The sequence below is a fragment of the Caulobacter sp. GW821-FHT11A05 genome, from assembly GCF_058809015.1.
On the sequence record NZ_JBXASF010000003.1, the window covers coordinates 56,297 to 72,908 of the forward strand.

Sequence of the window (16,612 nt, forward strand, 5' to 3'; positions counted from 1 at the left end):
CGCTAACAATCAAACTTCCGACTATCCCGGCGAAAGCCGGGACCCAGTGTCCACTCGCGGAGCGGGGCTGGCGCTGATCAGAGCGGACCCTTACGCGGCCTGCCAGCTGGGTCCCGACTTTCGTCGGGATGATCGGAATATTGGGGGGGCTTACAGAATATCCCCACCCGCCGCCGCCGCCGTGGTGCCGTCGCGTTCGAAGGCCTTGATGACGTTGCGGCCGACCGTCCAGCGGTGGACCTCGTCCGGCCCGTCGACCAGCCGTTGGCTGCGGATGTGGGTGTACCAGCGGGCCAGGGGCAGGTCGGTGGAGTAGCCCAGCGCCCCGTGCAGCTGGATCGCCGTGTCGACCACCTTGTGGACCATATGGGCCAGGAAGACCTTGGCGATGGAGTTCTCCTGCCGCAGGTCCATGCCCTTCTCGGCCTTGTAGGCGATGTGGATGAGCATCAGCCGGGCCATGTAGAGCTCGCTGGCGCAGTCGGCCAGCATCCACTGGACGCCCTGGCGGTCCTTCAGCTTGCGGCCGAAGGTCTCGCGGGTGACGACGTGCTCGGTGGCCATGTCCAGCGCCCGCTGGGCCATGGCGACGTTGTGCATGCCGTGGCGCAGGCGACCGTAGGCCAGGCGGTGCTGGCCCATGTTGAAGCCCTGCCCCTCCCCGCCCAGCAGGTTCTCGGCCGGGACGACGAGGTTCTCGATGGCGATCTCGCTGTGGCCGCCGCCCATGATGTGGCTGAGCGGGCCCTCGGCGGCCATGGTGCCGATGTCGCGGATGATGCGGTAGCCGGGATTGGGCAGCTCGACGATGAAGGTCGAGAAGCGCTGGTGGCGCGGGGCGTCGGGGTCGGTCTTGGCCATGACCACGGCGATGTCGGCGGCGCTGGCGGCGCTGCTGAACCACTTCTCGCCATTGAGGATGTAGTTCTCGTTGCCGTCCTTGACCGCCCGGGTCTGCATGCCGGTGGCGTCGGCCCCGGCGGCCTTCTCGGTCATCGAGTAGCAGACGCGCTTGTCGCCGTTCAGCAGGGGTTTGAGGAACTTCTCCTTCTGGTACTCGGTGCCGTGGGCCAGCAGGGTCAGCATGGTGGCGTCGTCAGGGCCCTGGCTGTTCATGCTGAGAGCGCCAAGGTGGCTTTTGCCGAGTTCCATCTGCACCAGGGCGTTGGCCAGGGGCCCAAGGCCCATGCCGCCGTATTCCTTGGGGATGAAGGGCAGCCACAGGCCCTGGGCGCGGGCCTTGCCGCGCAGGTCGGCGAGGACGGATTTATAGCTGTCCTTGTCGTGGATCAGCTTCTCGGCCGGGATGCACTCATCGGCGACCCACTGGCGGACCTTCTCGCGGACGGCCTTGGCTTCGGCGGGGATTTCGAAATCGATGGCCATGGGTGTGTTTCCTCGGGCGTTGTTCTGTTCTTGGTTCAAACAATCGTTCGAAGATGGGGTATGGCGCAAGGGCTGAGTTGCGGCCGGACGAGCCGGGACGTTGAACAATCCTGGATTGAGGGTTTCGTTTTTTCGTTGCATTATCACATCCTGGGATGGTGGGCGTCCCCGGGGGTGTCTCATGACGATAGCGCAGGTCTGTGCCGCCGTGGCCGTGACGATTCTTGTCGCCGGCTGCGGCCTGATGAAGTCGCCAGAAGATCGGATGAAGGAAGGCTGCGGCGACAAGGGCGGTGGATCGGCTACCGCCATCCTGGACCTGCGGACCGGAATGTCCCTGCCCGACGCGATCAAAATCCTCAAGTGCTACGATTCAGACGCTGCGATCGAACTTGGAACCGCCGGGAAATTCTACAGCGATGTCAACAAGTTCTTGAAGGAAACGGACTCGAACGGTCCCGGCTACAGCAATATGGTGATCTGGACTCGTGGGGAGGAACGGCCCTGCCCGGCCGCGGGGACGAGCGGCTCGGATGCGCTGTCGGATTCGATGAAACCCGACGATGAACGGTTCTCCGGCATGGTTGTCAGCGGCGCCAATGGCTTCAAATGTTTCAAGACGATCAAGGACCACATCGTCCTGCGACTTGCCGGGCCGCCGGACGCGCGGGCCGTGGTCGGCCTCTGGCGACTGACCCTGCCAGCCGAGGGCAGCCGGCCAATGATGACTGACCTGACCCAGACCCTGACGTCGAAATATCCTGCGATCGTCCTGCCGGAAGGCCCGCTGACCGCTGGCTTCTGGGCCTCCGGCTTCCAGGACCAGAGCGGCGCGGCGCTCAACGCGGCGCAGATTTACGAGGACTTCAGGTCTCTGAAAGCGCCCGTCGAACCCGCGCCGCTGAATCCCACGGAGCCCTGTGGCCTGTTGTGGCTGAGCAGCTGCCCACGCGATCCTACACAGGCCGAGATCGACGCCTATGAGTCCGCCAAGGCCAGATACGAGGAAGACATCAAGACCTATCAACCTCGCCGCGACCTTGCGGACAGGTTTGGCCCTTGCGTGTCCAGCCCGCCCCGCAATCCAGGAACGGCCCCCCTTGACGAAGGGGTCGACAATGCCTGTGGCCCCTCCTTTTTCGTCGCCGCATCGCCCTATCCCGGCGGCTTCGCGGAGAGCATCTATGTCGGCGTCTACGACCCGGCCGAGGAGAGGAAAGGCCGGGTGAAACTGGAGGACTATCTCAGGTCACGAGGCGGCGGGCCGGCCAGAGGCTCGACGCCGGCCCTGTAGGTCACGAAGCATTGGGCTCGCTGACAGCTGCGGCTCGGCGGCGGGGATCACGGCTCGGGCCACGGGCTGAGCCGCGGCCCGGCGGAGTCTGACGGGGCGGGAGCGGTCAGGGCCGGAAACCGCCAGCCGGCCCCCGCGGCATCCGCCATACATCCCCCCTCACAAGGAGATGGACAGATGGATGCGAAATCAGCGGCGATGGCGGTGTGGGCGGCGTTCGGGTCGCGGGACGAGGCGAAGATCCGGGCGGTGCTGACGCCGGACGCGACCTGGATCGCGCCGGCCGGCAACGCCACGGCGGTGGCCAGCGGGGCTTCGGCCGACATGCTGGAGACAGTGGACGGGATGGTGCAGTTCCTGACCCGCGACTTCCGCCGGCTGTTCCCGGACGGAGCCAAGTTCGAGTTCACCAAGGTGGTGGCCGAGGGCGACACGGTGGTGTTCGAGCAGCGGATGCAGGCCGTCACCATCGAGGGCCGGACCTACGACAATCGCTACTGCTGGGTGTTCGAGATGCAGGACGGTAAGGCCCGGATGATCCGCGAATACATGGACACCCTGGGCGGCCAGCGGATGATCTTCGGCGACGAGGCGCCGCGCAAACTGGTCGCCTGACGGGTCAGGCCCGGCCGATCGCGGCCAGGACGGCGGCGACCCGCCCGGCCGGCGGGCCGGGCGGGATGTCGACGAGGGTGAAGCCGAACTCGCGGTAGACCGCGCGGTGCAGCTCGCCGAACAGGCGGGCCTCGTCGAGGCTGATGCGGCGGGCGGCGGTGCCGACGATGAAGTCGAGGCCTTCGACGAAGAAGACCTCCGGCGCGTAGGCCTCGCGGGCCGCTTCGGCGGCGGCCTGCAGGGCTGGCGACGGGCTGTGGCCGAGCGCGCGGGCCAGGGCGACAGTGCAGACCGGCGAGCGGTCGAAGACGATGGGGCCGGCGGGGGCGGTGGCCGCCCGCTGCTGCTGCAGGGTCAGGATGAGGTCGGTGAAGTCCGGCTGTTCCCAGGGGGCGTCGACGCCGGTGGCCTGGGCCCAGGCGATGACGTCGGTCGCCGCCTCCTCGACGACGGCGAGGCCGGCGCGTTCGAGGCCGCGCAGGAGGACGGTCTTGCCGGCGCCGGGGGCGCCGGTGAGGATGTGACGGGGCATGGAGGTCCTTCTTTCAGTGGAATGATGATACGCCCGGCGCGGGCGGCATTCTGTCGCGCCTGACCGCCCATTCGTGGCCTCCGTCGTGCAGGCAACGGAAGAGCAACCTATGAGTTGTAGTAGAGTTGTTTCAATTTGACCGGGTTGGCGTCGCGAGACCCGCGTTCCGGTCAGCCCAGGAGATAACGATTTGCCCCGTCCCCAACACGCCGCGCCCGACCCCATCGACATCGCCGTCGGCGCCCGGATGCGCATGCGCCGCAAGGCGCTCGGCCTGACCCAGACCGACCTGGCCGAGGCCCTCGGCCTGACCTTCCAGCAGGTCCAGAAATACGAGCGCGGCGCCAACCGCGTCTCCGCCTCGATGCTGGTCCGCGCCGCCAAACGGCTGGAGTGCCCGGTCGCCTTCATGGTCGGCGAGGAGCCGGGCGGCTTCCCGACCGACGAGACCCTGCTGACCATGCTGGCCTACCCCGGCGCCATGGAGCTGCTGCGCGCCTATTCGACCATCGAGGAAGCGGCCTCGCGCAATGCGGTGGTCACGGTGGCCAGGGCCCTTGCGCCGGGCGGGAAGCAGGACATCGCGGCGGCGGCCTAGGCCGCCCTCCCCGTCCTCAGCCCATCGGCCGTTCGGCGCCCTCGACGCTCGGGCAGGCCCGCAGCGCCGCGATGATCGTCGTGATGTGGCGGTTGTCGGTGACGTCCAGGTCGACGTCGACGTCGAAGACGTCTTCCTGGCGATGGGTCATCTTCAGGCCGGTGATGTTGCCGCCGGCCTCGCCCATGATGGTGCAGACCTCGCCCAGCACGCCGGGCGTGTTGAGGATGGTGACCCGCAGCTTGGCGTGGCTGGTGGTATTGCGTTCGGCTTCCGGGGTCCAGGCGAGGTCCCGCCAGCGGTCGCCCTGGTCCTCGAACTGGGCAAGCGTGCGGCAGTCGATGGTGTGGATGTCCACCTCGTTGACGCCCTCGCGCATGATGCCGACGATGCGGTCGCCGGGCACCGGGGTGCAGCAGGGGGCGAAGTGCAGGGTGACGCCGGGGGCCAAGCCGGCGCCGCGCACGAAGATACGGGCCCCGACGCCGTCCTCGATGGCGCGGCGGGCGACGGCGGCGGCGCGGGCGGTGTCGTCCAGGCCCGGGAAGACCACCTCCATGACCTGCATCGGGATGATGCGGCCGCGGCCGATGGCGTCGTAGAGGTCGTCGTCCGTCGGGATGCCCAGCCGCTCCAGGGCGGGGCGCAGGGAGACGCCGGTGCGGCTCTTGCCGACCCGCTCGAAGGACTGGAACAGGGCCGCCTTGCCCAGCCGCAGGAACTCTTCCTTCTCGGTCTGGCGGATGTGGCGGCGGATGGCGCTGCGGGCCTTGCCGGTGACGGTCAGGCTGCGCCAGTCAGGGGGCACGGCCGGTTTCGCGCCCTTGATGATCTCGACCACGTCGCCGTTGACCAGCGGGGTGCGCAGGGGCTTCAGCTCGCCGTTGATCTTGGCGCCGATGGTGCTGTCGCCGACATCGGTGTGGACGGCGTAGGCGAAGTCGAGCGGCATGGCCCCGCGCGGCAGACTGACCAGCTTGCCCTTCGGCGTGAAGGCGAAGGTCTGGTCGAGGAACATCTCCAGCTTGGCGTGCTCGACCAGGTCCTCGGCGTCGCCGCCGTGTTCCAGCACCGCCACCAGCTGGCGCAGGTTGATCAGCGGGTCGCGGCCGCCCTCGGCCTCCATGTGTTCGGCGTCGAAGCCGTAGGACTTGTTCTTGTAGCGCCAGTGGGCGGCGACGCCGTCCTCGGCCACGCGGTCCATGGCCTCGGTGCGAATCTGCATCTCGATGCGCATGCCCTTGGGGCCGATCACCGTGGTGTGGATCGAGCGGTAGTTGTTGCGCTTGGGGGTGGAGATGAAGTCCTTGAACCGCTCCGGCACGCAGGGCCAGGCGCGGTGGATCAGGCCAAGCGCCCGGTAGCAGTCGGCCTCGGAGTCGACGATGACGCGGAAGGCATAGATGTCGGAGAGCTGGGAGAAGCCGACCGATTTGCGCTGCAGCTTGCGCCAGATCGAGAAGGGGTGCTTCTCGCGGCCGAAGACGCGGTTGGAGATGCCGTCGCCTTCCAGCAGGCGGGTGATCTCGCCGCTGACGGTGGAGACCGCCTTGCCCTGTTCGCCACGCAGCACTTCCAGACGGCGGATGATGGCGGTGCGGGCCATCGGGTTGAGCTGTTCGAAGGCCAGCTCCTCCAGCTCCGAACAGATGCGGTGACAGCCGATGTTGCGGGCCAGCGGGGCGTAGATGTCGAGCGTCTCGCGGGCGATGCGCTCACGCTTGGCCGGCTTCTGGATGAAGTGCAGCGTCCGCATGTTGTGCAGGCGGTCGGCGAGCTTGACCAGGAGGACGCGGACGTCCTTGGAGATGGCCAGGATGAACTTGCGCAGGTTCTCGGCCTGGCGGGCATAGTCGGCGGTCAGCTCCAGCTTGGAGAGCTTGGTGACGCCCTCGACCAGCTCGGCGACCTCGGCCCCGAACAGGTTCTCGATGTCCTGGCGGGTGGCGCTGGTGTCCTCGATGACGTCGTGCAGCAGGGCGGTGATGATCGAGGCGGTGTCGAGCCGGTATTCGGTGAGGATGCCGGCCACCTCGACCGGATGGGCGAAGTAGGGATCGCCGGAGGCTCGGGTCTGGCTGCCGTGCATGCGGACGGCATAGACGTAGGCCTTGTTGAGCAGCGCCTCGTCGGCGTCGGGCTCATAGGCGCGGACGCGCTCGATGAGCTCGTACTGGCGCATGTATTTGGGCCGCGCCGCCACCTTCTGGGCGGCGGTCGGTTCAGGCCTTGTAGGCGTGGAAAGTTCGGGGGCGGCCGTTTCGGCCGCCTCCAGAATGAGGGGTTCTGAGCCTTCGGGGCTCAGTACCGCTCCTCCTGACCGCCGTCGCGGTCGCTCTGCAGCGCGCGGATCAGTTCCGCCTCGCTCATCTGCATGTGGGTCGGATCCGACAGCAGGGCGACGGTTTCGGCCTCTTCCTCGGCCTCGGTCCGCTCATCGACGCGTTGCAGCGTGGTGATCAGATGTTCCTTCAGGCCGTCGTTGTCGACGACGTCGTCGGCGATCTCGCGCAGGGCGACGACGGGGTTCTTGTCGTTGTCGCGGTCGACCATCAGGGCCGCGCCGGCCGAGATGCCCCGGGCGCGATGGGCGGCCAGCAGGACCAGACCAAAGCGGTTGGGAACCTTCTCGATGCAGTCTTCGACGGTGACGCGGGCCATGGATATCTCTTCAGCGGTGCCGGTGGAACCGGGCTACATAGTGTTTTGCGCGCTATTGTGCAACGCCGCAAGGTGACAGGCGAAGGCGGCGGCAGTTGGGCGCGGTTCCTTCTCCCGCTTGTCGGGAGAAGGTGGCGGCCGCAGGCCGACGGATGAGGGCAGCGCCGGCCCTGGAGGATTGCTCTCAAATACGGACCAAAAAGCCTTCAACCGCTGGTGCTGCCCTCATCCGACCCCTTCGGGGCCACCTTCTCCCGACAAGCGGGAGAAGGGATTCGGTAGGCGTCGGCGCCCACCTTCGCAGAGTCGGCAAGGTCCGTCGCCGTCCGGCCAATGACCGGATGGGTCCAGTGCGGCGCAACATCGGCCAGCGGCCCCATGACGAATCGCCGCTCATGGGCGCGGGGGTGCGGGACCTGCACGCTCCCCTCCCCGGTCACCGTCCGGCCATGAGCGATCAGGTCGAGGTCCAGGGTGCGCGCCGCGTTGGCCTCATGCCGCACCCGGCCGAAGTCCGCCTCGATGGCGTGCAGGGCGGCCAGGGTCTCCGCCACCCTCGCCTGCGTCTCGACAATGACGACGCCGTTCGTATAGGCAGGCATCGCCGGATCGGGCCAGGCGGTCGAGCGCCACCAGCCTGACCTGGCGACCACGGTCAGGCCGTGGGCGGGGAACGCCTCCAGCGCCGCCTCCAGCAGGGCCGGAACGTCGGGATAGTCACCGGGAAGATTGCTCCCGAGGGCGACGATCACGGCGTCATCGAAGTCAGATATTTTATCCAAGGATTTGAAACCGTGACCTTTTATTCGACCGAGAAGCTGGCCCTGTTCATCGACGGCGCCAATTTCTACTCCCAGGCCAAGGCCCTGGGCTTCGACATCGACTACCGCAAGCTGCTGGACGAGTTCCGCCGGCGCGGGGTGCTGATCCGGGCCTACTACTACACCGCCATCGTCGAGGGCGACGACTACAGCCCCATCAAGCCGCTGGTCGACTGGCTGGACTACAACGGCTTCACCCTGGTGACCAAGACGGCCCGCAAGTTCACCGACAGCCAGGGCCGCGACCGCTGGCGCGGCGACATGGATGTCGAGATCGCCGTCGGCATGATGGAGATGGCCGAGAAGGCCGACCATCTGGTGCTGTTCTCGGGCGACGGCGACTTCCGGGCCCTGGTCGAGGCCATCCAGCGCAAGGGCGTGCGGGTCAGCGTCGTCTCGACGGTGAAGAGCCAGCCGCCGATGATCAGCGACGACCTGCGCCGGCAGGCCGACCACTTCATCGACCTCGCCGATCTGGGCGACGTCATCGGCCGTCCCTCGCGCGGCCCCGCGCCACGCGGCGGCGGCTACGACAACCGCACCCGGGCGGAGATCGAGGCCGAGGACGAGCTGTAGGTTCCTCCCCCATCGGGGGAGGGGGACCGCGCGCGAAGCGCGTGGTGGAGGGGGTCCCCACCGACAGGGGCCTCATCGTTTACCCGCCGACCGTTGCGGTAACCCCCTCCGTCAGCCGCTTCGCGGCTGCCACCTCCCCCGAGAGGGGGAGGAACTGCCGCTCCACGACTCGCGCTAGGTGAAGCCATGTCCACCGTAGACCTGACCTCCCCCGAGCCGCCGCGCGACTGTCCGCTCTGTCCCCGGCTGGTCGAGTACCGTCGCGAGAACCAGCGGCAGAACCCCGACTGGTACAACGGCCCCGCCCCGTCGTTCGGCGACTGGAACGGCCGGCTGATGGTCGCCGGCCTGGCGCCGGGACGCACCGGGGCCAACCGTACGGGGCGGCCGTTCACCGGCGACCACGCCGGCTGGCTGCTCTACGAGACCCTGAAGAAGACCGGCTTCGCCACCGGAACCTACGAGGCGCGGCCCGACGACACGCTGCAACTCGTCGACTGCATGATCACCAACGCCGTCCGCTGCGCCCCGCCGCTGAACAAGCCGGCGACCTCGGAGGAGAAGGCCTGCCGGCCATTCTTCGTGAACACCCTGGCCGCCATGCCGAACCTGAAAGTCATCGTCACCCTGGGCGACGTCTCGCGGCGCAGCCTGTTGCGGGCGCTGAACCTGAAGGGCTCGACCGGGGCGCCGGGGCATGGGTCGGAGTTCGACGCCGGGCCCTACCGGGTGATCAACAGCTACCACTGCTCGCGGCTGAACACGAACACCGGGCGGCTGACGCCGGCCATGTTCGAGGACATCTTCAAGCGGGTGCGGACGCTGATCGACTAACCCTCGCTGTCATCCTTCGGTCGGCGTAGCCGATCCGGAGGACCCACCCGTAAGCCTGGCTGCTGGCGTGGAAGGTCGGGCGCGAGCGGGCGTGACGCTGTTCCGGCTCCAGCTGGTTCCGCCCTCTCCGTGGGTCCTCCGGATTCCGCTTCGCGGAACCGAAGGATGACATCGGATGGTCGATCTACCCGTGGTCCTTGAGCAGCCGGGCCTTGTCGCGCTGCCAGTCGCGTTCGGCCGTGGCTTCGCGCTTGTCGTGCAGCTTCTTGCCCTTGGCCAGGCACAGTTCCAGCTTCGCCAGGCCCTTGTCGTTCCAATAGAGCCGGGTCGGGATGATGGTGCGGCCTTCGCGCTGCACCGCCCCGATCAGCTTGCTGATCTGCTTGCTCTTCAAGAGCAATTTGCGGGGCCGCCTGGGCTCGTGGTTGAAGCGGTTGCCGCCGGCGTAGGGCGGGATGTCGGCGTTGATCAGGACGATCTCGTTGTTTTCGACCGCCGCGTAGGACTCGGCGATGTTGGCCCGGCCGTTGCGCAGGCTCTTCACCTCGGTGCCGAGCAGCATGATGCCGGCCTCGATCGGGTCCTCGAGGAAGTAGTCGAACTTGGCCCGCCGGTTCTCGGCGATCAGGCCTCCAGCTGTTGTCTTGGGGGCCATCAGAGCACGCCGGCGGCGCGCATACCGTCAAGAACGAGGCTGCGGGCGGCTTCCGAACAGGGGCTGATCGGCAGGCGGCACTCTTCCGAACACAGGCCAAGGGTCGCCAGGGCGAACTTGGTCGGGCTGGGCGAGGCGTCGGCGAACAGGGCCTTGTGCAGCAGGATCAGGCGGTCCTGCCAGTAGCGGGCGGTTTCGAAGTCGCCGCTCTGGCAGGCGTTGTACATGGCCGCGCAGGCTTCCGGCGCGACGTTGACGGTCACCGAGATACAGCCGTGGCCGCCCTGGGCGACATAGCCGACGCCGTTGGGATCATCGCCGGTCAGCATGATCCACTCTTCGCCGCAGGTGACCCGCTGGTGCGAGAGGCGGCCGAGGTCGCCGGTGGCGTCCTTGATGCCGACGATGTTGGGCAGCTTGGCGAGGCGCTCCAGCACCTCGTTGGACATGTCCGAGCCGGTGCGGCCGGGCACGTTGTAGACGATCACCGGCAGCTGCACGGCGTCGTTGATCGCCTTGTAGTGCTGGTAGATGCCCTCCTGGCTGGGGCGATTGTAGTAGGGCGAGACGATCAGGGCGGCGTCGGCGCCGACCGCCTTGGCATGCTGCGCCAGCTCGATGGCCTCGGCCGTCGAGTTGCTGCCCGCGCCGGCGATCACCGGCACCCGGCCGCGGGCGGTCTGGATGCACAGTTCGACGACCCGCCGGTGCTCCTCATGGCTGAGGGTCGCGGTCTCGCCGGTGGTGCCCACGGGCACGAGCCCGTGCACGCCGCCGGCGATCTGGCGCTCGACGAGCTCGACGAAGGCTTTCTCGTCGACCTCGCCATCGCGGAAAGGGGTCACCAGGGCGGGAAGGACGCCCTTGAAGGGGGATTGGAACATGGCGTGTAAAAAGGCCGTCAGATCGCCGCATTCGCTTGCGGCTATGGATTGGGGGCGGACAATATGAGCGGCCCTGTTGCTTCGCAATGGGCGGGGGACGTGATTGTTCGGGAGGAATTTGGTTGAGGTTCGGCGCAGGCAGGCTCTGGCTGGCGGGTGGATGCGCGATTCTGGCGCTGGCGACGGCTGGCGCGGCCCTGACCCAGGCGCCCGCGCAGCTCAGCGCCCCGCCCCTGCCCGGCTACCAGATGGCCAGCGAGGGCGACGCCCAATACCTGTCCATGGCCCTGACGGCGGCCAAGGCCGGCGATGGCGCCAGTGTCCGCACCGCCATGAGCGGCATCAACGATCCCCTGGCCCGCAAGATCGCCGTCTGGGCCCTGGCCGACGGCGCGCCCGATTCGATGAGCTTCTTCGAGGCCGACTCGGCGCGGCGTGACCTGGCTGGCTGGCCGCGGGCGCAGGGTCGGCAGATCGCCGCCGAGAAACGGCTGGAGACCAGCGGCCTGCCGCCGGCCAAGATCATCGACTGGTTCGGCGGGGCCGAGCCGATGACCGCCGAGGGGGCCATGGCCCTGGCCGGGGCCTACCGCGCGACCGGCTATGAAACCCAGGCCCGGGCCCTGATCCAGCGCTGGTGGAGCACCAGGCTGTTCGAGCTGGAGCCGCAGATCGCCATGCGGACGCGATTCGGCGGTTACATCAGCGAGACCGAGAACCAGGCGCGGGCCGACCTGTTGATGTGGGCGCCGCAGGGGCCTGCCGCGCAGGAGCTGGTCGGGGCGCTGACGGGGCCGGACAGGGCGCTGGCCGAGGCGCGGATGGCGCTGCGGTCGGGCCGCAGCGACGCCAACGACAAGGTCGCCCAGCTGACCGACGAGCAGCGGCGCCATCCGGGCGTGGTCTGGGAACAGGCGCTGTACTTCTACAAGCGCGGCATGACCTCGCTGGCCTTCTCGCTGTCGGCGGGGATCAAGGGGGCGCCGACCGAGGACGCCGCCGCGCGCAGCTGGCCCGACAAGCGCAGGATGATCGTCACGGCGCTGCAGGAGCGGAATTACCGGGCCGCCTACAACATCGCCCGCGACTGCGGCATGACGGTGGGGGCCGACGCGGCCGAGGCGGAGTTCTACGCCGGCTGGCTGGCGCTCACCAAGCTGAACGACCCGCAAGCCGCCGAGCGGCATTTTGCCAGGCTGGCCGGGGCCGGCGTCTCACCGATCACCCAGGGCCGCGCCCTCTATTGGCAGGGCCGGGCCGCCGAGGCGCTAGGCAAGACGGCCGAGGCCCAGGCCTTCTACAGGCAGGGCGCGCGGCACATCACCGTCTTCTACGGCCAGCTGGCGGCTGAGAAGGCCGGCCTCTCGACCATCACCCTTGGCAAGGACCCGCAGATCACCCAGGCCGACCGCAGCCGCTTCGATGGCCGCGAGATCGTCCGGGCCGCCCGGATGCTGAACGGATTTGGGCTGAAGGACCAGTTCCGCACCTTCGTGCTGCACATCGACGACGTGCTGCCAACGGCGGCGGAGTCGGCCCTGCTGGTCGACCTGGCGCGATCGGCCGGCGACCAGGACCTGGGCATGCGGGCGGTGCGGACGGCGGCCCAGCGCGGCTTCATCCTGCCCGAGCGCGGCTATCCCATCCTGCCGGTGCCCCAGGTTCCCGGCGCCGCCGAGCCGGCCTTCGTGCTCAGCATCGCCCGCCAGGAAAGCAACTTCGACCCCAAGGCCCGCTCCGGCGCCAAGGCCATGGGGATGATGCAGTTGCTCGACGGCACGGGGCGCGACACCGCCCGGCTGCTGGGCGAGACCTACGCCACCGACCGGCTGTACGAGGCTGAGTTCAACATGAAGCTGGGCTCGCGCTACCTCGGCGACATGACCGGCAATTTTGGCGGCAGCTACGCCATGGCCGCCGCCGGCTACAACGCCGGTCCCGGGCGGCCCGGCCAGTGGGTGACCAGTTGCGGCGATCCGCGCGGCGGCGATCCGCTGAACTACATCGAATGCATCCCGTTCAGCGAGACCCGCAACTACGTCATGCGCACCCTGGAGACCATGCAGGTCTACCGCGCCCGGCTGAACGGCGGCGCGACGCCCCTGATGCTGTCGGCGGACCTGCGCCGCGGCGGGTACGGGACGCCCTAGTGCTGGACGAAGCCACGCCTGTGACGCCGGGTTGGCGGCTGGTCGGCCGGATCATCGGCGACGGCGAGCCGATGCTGCTCGATGGCCTCGATCCGTGGAAACACGAATGGCATTCGGTGAAGGTTCCGCCCATCGTCGTGGCGCATCCGCAGTATCCCAGCCAGCGGCACAGCTTTTCGGTCAGTGAGATCCGCGCGGACCGCGTGGTGCGCTTCGCTGCCGGGGAGTTCTCGAACGGGGCCTGGGGCTTCTACTTGCCGGAATAGGGCTCAGGGCCTGACGCGGATTTCGTACAGCTTCGGCCACAGCTTGCCCGTCACCAGCACGCGCTTGCCCTTGGCGTCGTAGGCGATGCCGTTAAGCACGTCCTCTGCCCCCGTGCGGTCGGCGGCGGGCAGCAGGCCGGTCATGTCGATCCAGGCCTTCACCCTGCCCGTCCCTGGGTCGATGCGGGCGATGTAGTCGGTCTGCCAGATGTTGGCCCAGACCTCGCCCTCGATCCATTCGATCTCATTGATGTTGAACACCGAACCGCCGCCGTCGGTGACCCGCACCCGGCCGGTCTCCTTCAGGGTCTCGGGATCGAGGAAGCGCAGTTCGTCGGTGCCGTCGCTCATGATGAGGCGGGCGCCGTCATGCGTCAGGGCCCAGCCTTCGCCCTGATACGTAAAGGTGGACTTCGGCGCGAAGGTCTTGAGATCGTAGGTGAAACCGACCTGATCCTGCCAGGTCAGTTCGACCAGCTTGTCCTTCCAGGCGACGATGCCCTCACCGAAGTATCGCGCCTCGACGTCGCGTTTCTGCAGCACCTTGCCGGTGGCGGGTTCGACCTTGCGGATCGAGGAGCGGCCGTGCAGGCCGGTGCTCTCGTAGATGACGCCGTCCTGGAACAGCAGGCCCTGGGTGAAGGCGCCCGGGTCGTGCGGGAAGCTGGCGACGACCTCGTAGGACTGGATGGGCGCGCGAGCGGCTTGTGCTCTGGCGGCGGCGGGGACCAGAAGCAGCAGGACGGCGAGGACGCGGGCGAGCGGCAAGGGCGGATCCTTCAGGCGGCGCGGCGGGTGACCAGGACGGGGCCATCCTCGGTGTCGATGAAGGCGCCGTCGAGGCCGAAGACGACGCGCAGAGTGGCGGGGGTCAGCACCTCGCGCGGCGGGCCGTCGGCGGCGACACGGCCCTGGTGCAGGACGACGAGCCGGCCACAGACGCGGGCGGCCAGGGCCAGGTCGTGCAGGGTGAGGACGACGGCGGCGCCGCGCGCGGCCTCCTGGGCCAGCAGCTCGAGGGCCAGGAACTGGGCGTCGGGGTCGAGGCCGGCGGTCGGCTCGTCGGCGACCAGCAGGGGCGCGCGGGTGGCCAGCAGGCGGGCCAGCAGCACCCGGGCTCGCTCGCCGCCGGAAAGGTCGAGCACGCCCCTGCCCTCGAAGCCGGCGAGGCCGACGCGGGCCAGGCAGGCGGCGGCGAGCGCCTGGGCCTCGCCTTCGGGAAGATCGGGCGCGCCGAGTTCGACGATGCTCAGGGTCGCCAGGTTCCAGCCGACCCGGCGCTCCTGGGGCAGATAGCCGGCGGCGCGGGCCCGCTCGGCGGGCTTCAGGTCGGCGACGGGCTTGCCCGCGAGGCGAACCTGGCCGGCCTGCAGCGCCAACAGGCCGAGGCCGGCGCGCAGCAGGGTGGTCTTGCCGGCGCCGTTGGGGCCGAGCACCCCGACCATCTCCCCGGGGGCGACGGCGAGGCTGACGCCCTTGAGCACCGAACGGCCGGCCGGGCCGGCGTGGACGTCTGCAAAGGACCAGCTCATGCCCGCCAGCTCCGAGAGGCGCGCCAGGCGACCAGGGCGAACAGCGGGGCGCCGACCAGGGCGGTGACGACGCCGAGCTTAAGCTCCTGCTCGCTGGGCAGAACGCGGCTGATGAGGTCGGCGGCGGTCAGGAGGATCGCGCCGGCCACGGCCGAGGGGATCAGCAGCTTGCCGGGATCATCGCCGGCCAGGCGGCGGACCAGATGCGGCGCGGCCAGGCCGACGAAACCGACCACCCCGGCCGCGGCGACGGCGGCCCCGGTCATCAGGGCGGCGCCGGCGACGGCGGCAGTGCGCAGGGAGGCCATCGGCAGGCCACTGAGGGCGGCCGTTTCCTCGCCGAGGGTCAGCATGGTCAGGCCCCGCGCCGACCACAGGCAGAGGCCGGCGCCCAGCGCCATGGGAACGAGGGCCCGCAGGATGTCGCCGAAGTCGCGATTGGCGACCGAGCCGAGCAGCCAGTTCATCACCTCCGCCGTGGCCACCGGCGAGGGCGAGAAGTTGAAGATCAGCGCCGTCAGGGCCCCGCCGAGCGAGGACAGGGAGACGCCAAGCAGGATCAGCGCCTCCGGCTCACGGAAGCGGGCGGCCAGCCCCGAGACCAGCAGGCCGGCGGCCAGGGCCCCGACCAGGGCGCCCGCCTCGACCGCGCCGGTGACGGCCGAGAGGCCGAGCGCGATGGTCAGGGCGGCCCCGAGGCCGGCGAAGGCGGAGACGCCGAGCACGCCGGGGTCGGCCAGGGGATTGCGCAGCAGGCCCTGCAGCGCCGCGCCGGCCAGGCCCAGACCGCCGCCGATCAGGGCGGCCATCAGGGCGCGCGGCAGGCGGATGGTCCACAGCACTTCGCCCGGCGGCGAGGCCGGTTGGGCGAAGGCCTGGACGTACTGGGCGGCGCTGAGCGTCGTCTCGCCGAGCAGCAGGCCGGCGAGGAGAGCAAGGATCAGAAGGCCGCCGAGGGCGAGCGTTGCGGTGCGACTCATTTGGGCGCCGCCCTGGCCAGGGTCTCGACCCCCTCGGCGGCGAACCAGCCGGGGCAGCTCAGCACCGAGGCCGGCAGGCTGGCCAGGGTGCGGCCCGGCAGCCGCTTCTGCAGCGCCCGATGGCGGCCCATGCCCCAGCGCTCGAAGGCGGCCGACAGCTGGTCGAAGAAGCCCAGCACATAGCCGCGCGGCGGCCCGAGCACGACATCTTCCAGGCGAACGGGTGCGAACCCGGCCTGGGGCGCGGCATTGGCGATGCCGGCGGCGGCGAGGATGCGATCGATGAAGGTGCCCTGCCCGGCCGTGTAGCCGCTGGGCGTCAGGTAGAGGCCGGGCCGGCCCTTCCAGGCGTCCTTCGAGGCGGCCAGGCGGCCGTCCATGTCGGCGACGATGGCCTCGCCCCGCGCCGGCTGGCCAAGAGCGGCGGCCACGGCGCGGACATTGGCGCGGATGCCGTCGAAGTCGGTGGCGTCCTCGATCCTGACCACCTGGACGCCATGGGTCGCCAGGGCGGTTTCAAGCCGCGTGTCGCCGCCCCAGTAGCGGACCACCAGGGTCGGGCGGGCAGCGAGGATGCTTTCGGTGGTGATGCGGCGCTGCGGCAGGCCCTTGGCGAGCGCGCGCAGATGGGAGTCGGCGTCGTCGGCGCGGTAGCTCAGGCCGACGATGGTCTCGCGCGGGCTGAGGGCGAGGACGTACTGGTCGGCGCATTGGTCGAGGGCGACGACGCGGGGGGAGGCGCTGGCCGGCGTCATGCAGAGGATCGCAGCGGCGAAAGCCAATCCTCCCGCAGTCGCAGCTTTGCGCGCCATGGCTTCACCCCGAGGC

Annotated in this window: 18 protein-coding genes; 7 read left to right on the forward strand and 11 right to left on the reverse strand. The window is 69.2% G+C overall.

Annotated features, from left to right (window positions below; genetic code table 11):
* Positions 1-150: 150 nt before the first annotated feature.
* Positions 151-1,386 (reverse strand): acyl-CoA dehydrogenase family protein, encoded by a 1,236-nt coding sequence (locus AC1RSK_RS06290; RefSeq protein ID WP_492906565.1) that lies wholly within the window; start codon positions 1,384-1,386, stop codon positions 151-153.
* A 181-nt stretch (positions 1,387-1,567) separates the two neighbouring features.
* Here AC1RSK_RS06290 and AC1RSK_RS06295 point away from each other — a divergent pair, with 181 nt between their 5' ends.
* Both AC1RSK_RS06295 and AC1RSK_RS06300 read left to right on the forward strand, forming a co-directional pair.
* On the forward strand, positions 1,568-2,680 hold the full coding sequence (locus AC1RSK_RS06295) for a hypothetical protein (protein ID WP_492906567.1): 1,113 nt from the start codon (positions 1,568-1,570) through the stop codon (positions 2,678-2,680).
* A gap of 177 nt (positions 2,681-2,857) precedes the next feature.
* Entirely contained in the window at positions 2,858-3,295 is a 438-nt protein-coding gene (locus tag AC1RSK_RS06300) for a nuclear transport factor 2 family protein (RefSeq protein ID WP_492906568.1), read from the forward strand.
* Positions 3,296-3,299: 4 nt separating this feature from the next.
* Here the strand turns inward: AC1RSK_RS06300 and AC1RSK_RS06305 are convergent, their stop codons facing one another.
* Complete coding sequence (locus AC1RSK_RS06305) at positions 3,300-3,827, reverse strand: AAA family ATPase (RefSeq protein ID WP_492906569.1); 528 nt, start codon at positions 3,825-3,827, stop codon at positions 3,300-3,302.
* 190 nt (positions 3,828-4,017) lie between these two features.
* Here AC1RSK_RS06305 and AC1RSK_RS06310 point away from each other — a divergent pair, with 190 nt between their 5' ends.
* Positions 4,018-4,425, forward strand: a complete 408-nt coding sequence (locus AC1RSK_RS06310; RefSeq protein ID WP_492906571.1) for a helix-turn-helix domain-containing protein — start codon at positions 4,018-4,020, stop codon at positions 4,423-4,425.
* Positions 4,426-4,441: 16 nt separating this feature from the next.
* Here the strand turns inward: AC1RSK_RS06310 and AC1RSK_RS06315 are convergent, their stop codons facing one another.
* The 3 genes from AC1RSK_RS06315 to folK form a co-directional block, all read right to left on the reverse strand.
* Positions 4,442-6,607: a RelA/SpoT family protein gene (locus AC1RSK_RS06315; protein WP_492906573.1), complete on the reverse strand. Its 2,166-nt coding sequence runs from the start codon at positions 6,605-6,607 to the stop codon at positions 4,442-4,444.
* 119 nt (positions 6,608-6,726) lie between these two features.
* Entirely contained in the window at positions 6,727-7,086 is a 360-nt protein-coding gene (gene rpoZ / locus AC1RSK_RS06320; protein ID WP_487300170.1) for a DNA-directed RNA polymerase subunit omega, read from the reverse strand.
* Between the two features lie 206 nt (positions 7,087-7,292).
* Positions 7,293-7,838, reverse strand: coding sequence for a 2-amino-4-hydroxy-6-hydroxymethyldihydropteridine diphosphokinase (gene folK, locus AC1RSK_RS06325; protein ID WP_492906575.1), 546 nt, complete (start codon positions 7,836-7,838; stop codon positions 7,293-7,295).
* A gap of 42 nt (positions 7,839-7,880) precedes the next feature.
* Between folK and AC1RSK_RS06330 the strand changes: the two genes are divergently transcribed.
* Both AC1RSK_RS06330 and AC1RSK_RS06335 read left to right on the forward strand, forming a co-directional pair.
* Entirely contained in the window at positions 7,881-8,483 is a 603-nt protein-coding gene (locus AC1RSK_RS06330) for a LabA-like NYN domain-containing protein (protein ID WP_492906576.1), read from the forward strand.
* A gap of 186 nt (positions 8,484-8,669) precedes the next feature.
* The gene (locus tag AC1RSK_RS06335; protein WP_492906578.1) at positions 8,670-9,317 is read left to right on the forward strand and encodes a uracil-DNA glycosylase; all 648 of its coding nucleotides are present in this window, start codon (positions 8,670-8,672) and stop codon (positions 9,315-9,317) included.
* Between the two features lie 184 nt (positions 9,318-9,501).
* Here the strand turns inward: AC1RSK_RS06335 and smpB are convergent, their stop codons facing one another.
* Together smpB and dapA are read right to left on the reverse strand one after the other, a co-directional pair.
* Positions 9,502-9,972: an SsrA-binding protein SmpB gene (gene smpB, locus AC1RSK_RS06340; RefSeq protein WP_492906580.1), complete on the reverse strand. Its 471-nt coding sequence runs from the start codon at positions 9,970-9,972 to the stop codon at positions 9,502-9,504.
* Entirely contained in the window at positions 9,972-10,856 is an 885-nt protein-coding gene (dapA, locus tag AC1RSK_RS06345) for a 4-hydroxy-tetrahydrodipicolinate synthase (RefSeq protein WP_492906582.1), read from the reverse strand. Before dapA ends, smpB begins: the two co-directional genes overlap by 1 nt.
* A gap of 122 nt (positions 10,857-10,978) precedes the next feature.
* Between dapA and AC1RSK_RS06350 the strand changes: the two genes are divergently transcribed.
* Complete coding sequence (locus AC1RSK_RS06350) at positions 10,979-13,006, forward strand: lytic transglycosylase domain-containing protein (protein ID WP_492906584.1); 2,028 nt, start codon at positions 10,979-10,981, stop codon at positions 13,004-13,006.
* On the forward strand, positions 13,006-13,272 hold the full coding sequence (locus AC1RSK_RS06355) for a hypothetical protein (protein WP_492906586.1): 267 nt from the start codon (positions 13,006-13,008) through the stop codon (positions 13,270-13,272). The genes AC1RSK_RS06350 and AC1RSK_RS06355 overlap by 1 nt, the downstream gene beginning before the upstream one ends.
* Positions 13,273-13,275: 3 nt before the next feature.
* Here the strand turns inward: AC1RSK_RS06355 and AC1RSK_RS06360 are convergent, their stop codons facing one another.
* Genes AC1RSK_RS06360 through AC1RSK_RS06375 form a run of 4 tightly spaced genes read right to left on the reverse strand, consistent with a single transcriptional unit; the run spans position 13,276 to position 16,566 of the window.
* Positions 13,276-14,040, reverse strand: a complete 765-nt coding sequence (locus AC1RSK_RS06360) for a glutaminyl-peptide cyclotransferase (protein ID WP_492906588.1) — start codon at positions 14,038-14,040, stop codon at positions 13,276-13,278.
* A gap of 11 nt (positions 14,041-14,051) precedes the next feature.
* A complete protein-coding gene (locus AC1RSK_RS06365; protein WP_492906590.1) occupies positions 14,052-14,804 on the reverse strand; it encodes an ABC transporter ATP-binding protein in 753 nt (250 codons plus the stop codon).
* Positions 14,801-15,784 (reverse strand): FecCD family ABC transporter permease, encoded by a 984-nt coding sequence (locus tag AC1RSK_RS06370; protein WP_492906591.1) that lies wholly within the window; start codon positions 15,782-15,784, stop codon positions 14,801-14,803. Before AC1RSK_RS06370 ends, AC1RSK_RS06365 begins: the two co-directional genes overlap by 4 nt.
* Positions 15,781-16,566: an ABC transporter substrate-binding protein gene (locus AC1RSK_RS06375; RefSeq protein WP_492906593.1), complete on the reverse strand. Its 786-nt coding sequence runs from the start codon at positions 16,564-16,566 to the stop codon at positions 15,781-15,783. The genes AC1RSK_RS06370 and AC1RSK_RS06375 overlap by 4 nt, the downstream gene beginning before the upstream one ends.
* Positions 16,567-16,612 lie beyond the last annotated feature (46 nt).

Excerpts from the sequence above, each read along its gene's own strand:
- AC1RSK_RS06300 (WP_492906568.1), top strand. The coding sequence starts at position 2,858 with ATGGATGCGAAATCAGCGGCGATGGCGGTGTGGGCGGCGTTCGGGTCG.
- dapA (WP_492906582.1), bottom strand. The coding sequence starts at position 10,856 with ATGTTCCAATCCCCCTTCAAGGGCGTCCTTCCCGCCCTGGTGACCCCT.
- AC1RSK_RS06335 (WP_492906578.1), top strand. The coding sequence starts at position 8,670 with ATGTCCACCGTAGACCTGACCTCCCCCGAGCCGCCGCGCGACTGTCCG.
- AC1RSK_RS06365 (WP_492906590.1), bottom strand. The coding sequence starts at position 14,804 with ATGAGCTGGTCCTTTGCAGACGTCCACGCCGGCCCGGCCGGCCGTTCG.
- AC1RSK_RS06370 (WP_492906591.1), bottom strand. The coding sequence starts at position 15,784 with ATGAGTCGCACCGCAACGCTCGCCCTCGGCGGCCTTCTGATCCTTGCT.
- AC1RSK_RS06290 (WP_492906565.1), bottom strand. The coding sequence starts at position 1,386 with ATGGCCATCGATTTCGAAATCCCCGCCGAAGCCAAGGCCGTCCGCGAG.
- rpoZ (WP_487300170.1), bottom strand. The coding sequence starts at position 7,086 with ATGGCCCGCGTCACCGTCGAAGACTGCATCGAGAAGGTTCCCAACCGC.
- smpB (WP_492906580.1), bottom strand. The coding sequence starts at position 9,972 with ATGGCCCCCAAGACAACAGCTGGAGGCCTGATCGCCGAGAACCGGCGG.
- AC1RSK_RS06305 (WP_492906569.1), bottom strand. The coding sequence starts at position 3,827 with ATGCCCCGTCACATCCTCACCGGCGCCCCCGGCGCCGGCAAGACCGTC.
- AC1RSK_RS06315 (WP_492906573.1), bottom strand. The coding sequence starts at position 6,607 with ATGCGCCAGTACGAGCTCATCGAGCGCGTCCGCGCCTATGAGCCCGAC.
- AC1RSK_RS06295 (WP_492906567.1), top strand. The coding sequence starts at position 1,568 with ATGACGATAGCGCAGGTCTGTGCCGCCGTGGCCGTGACGATTCTTGTC.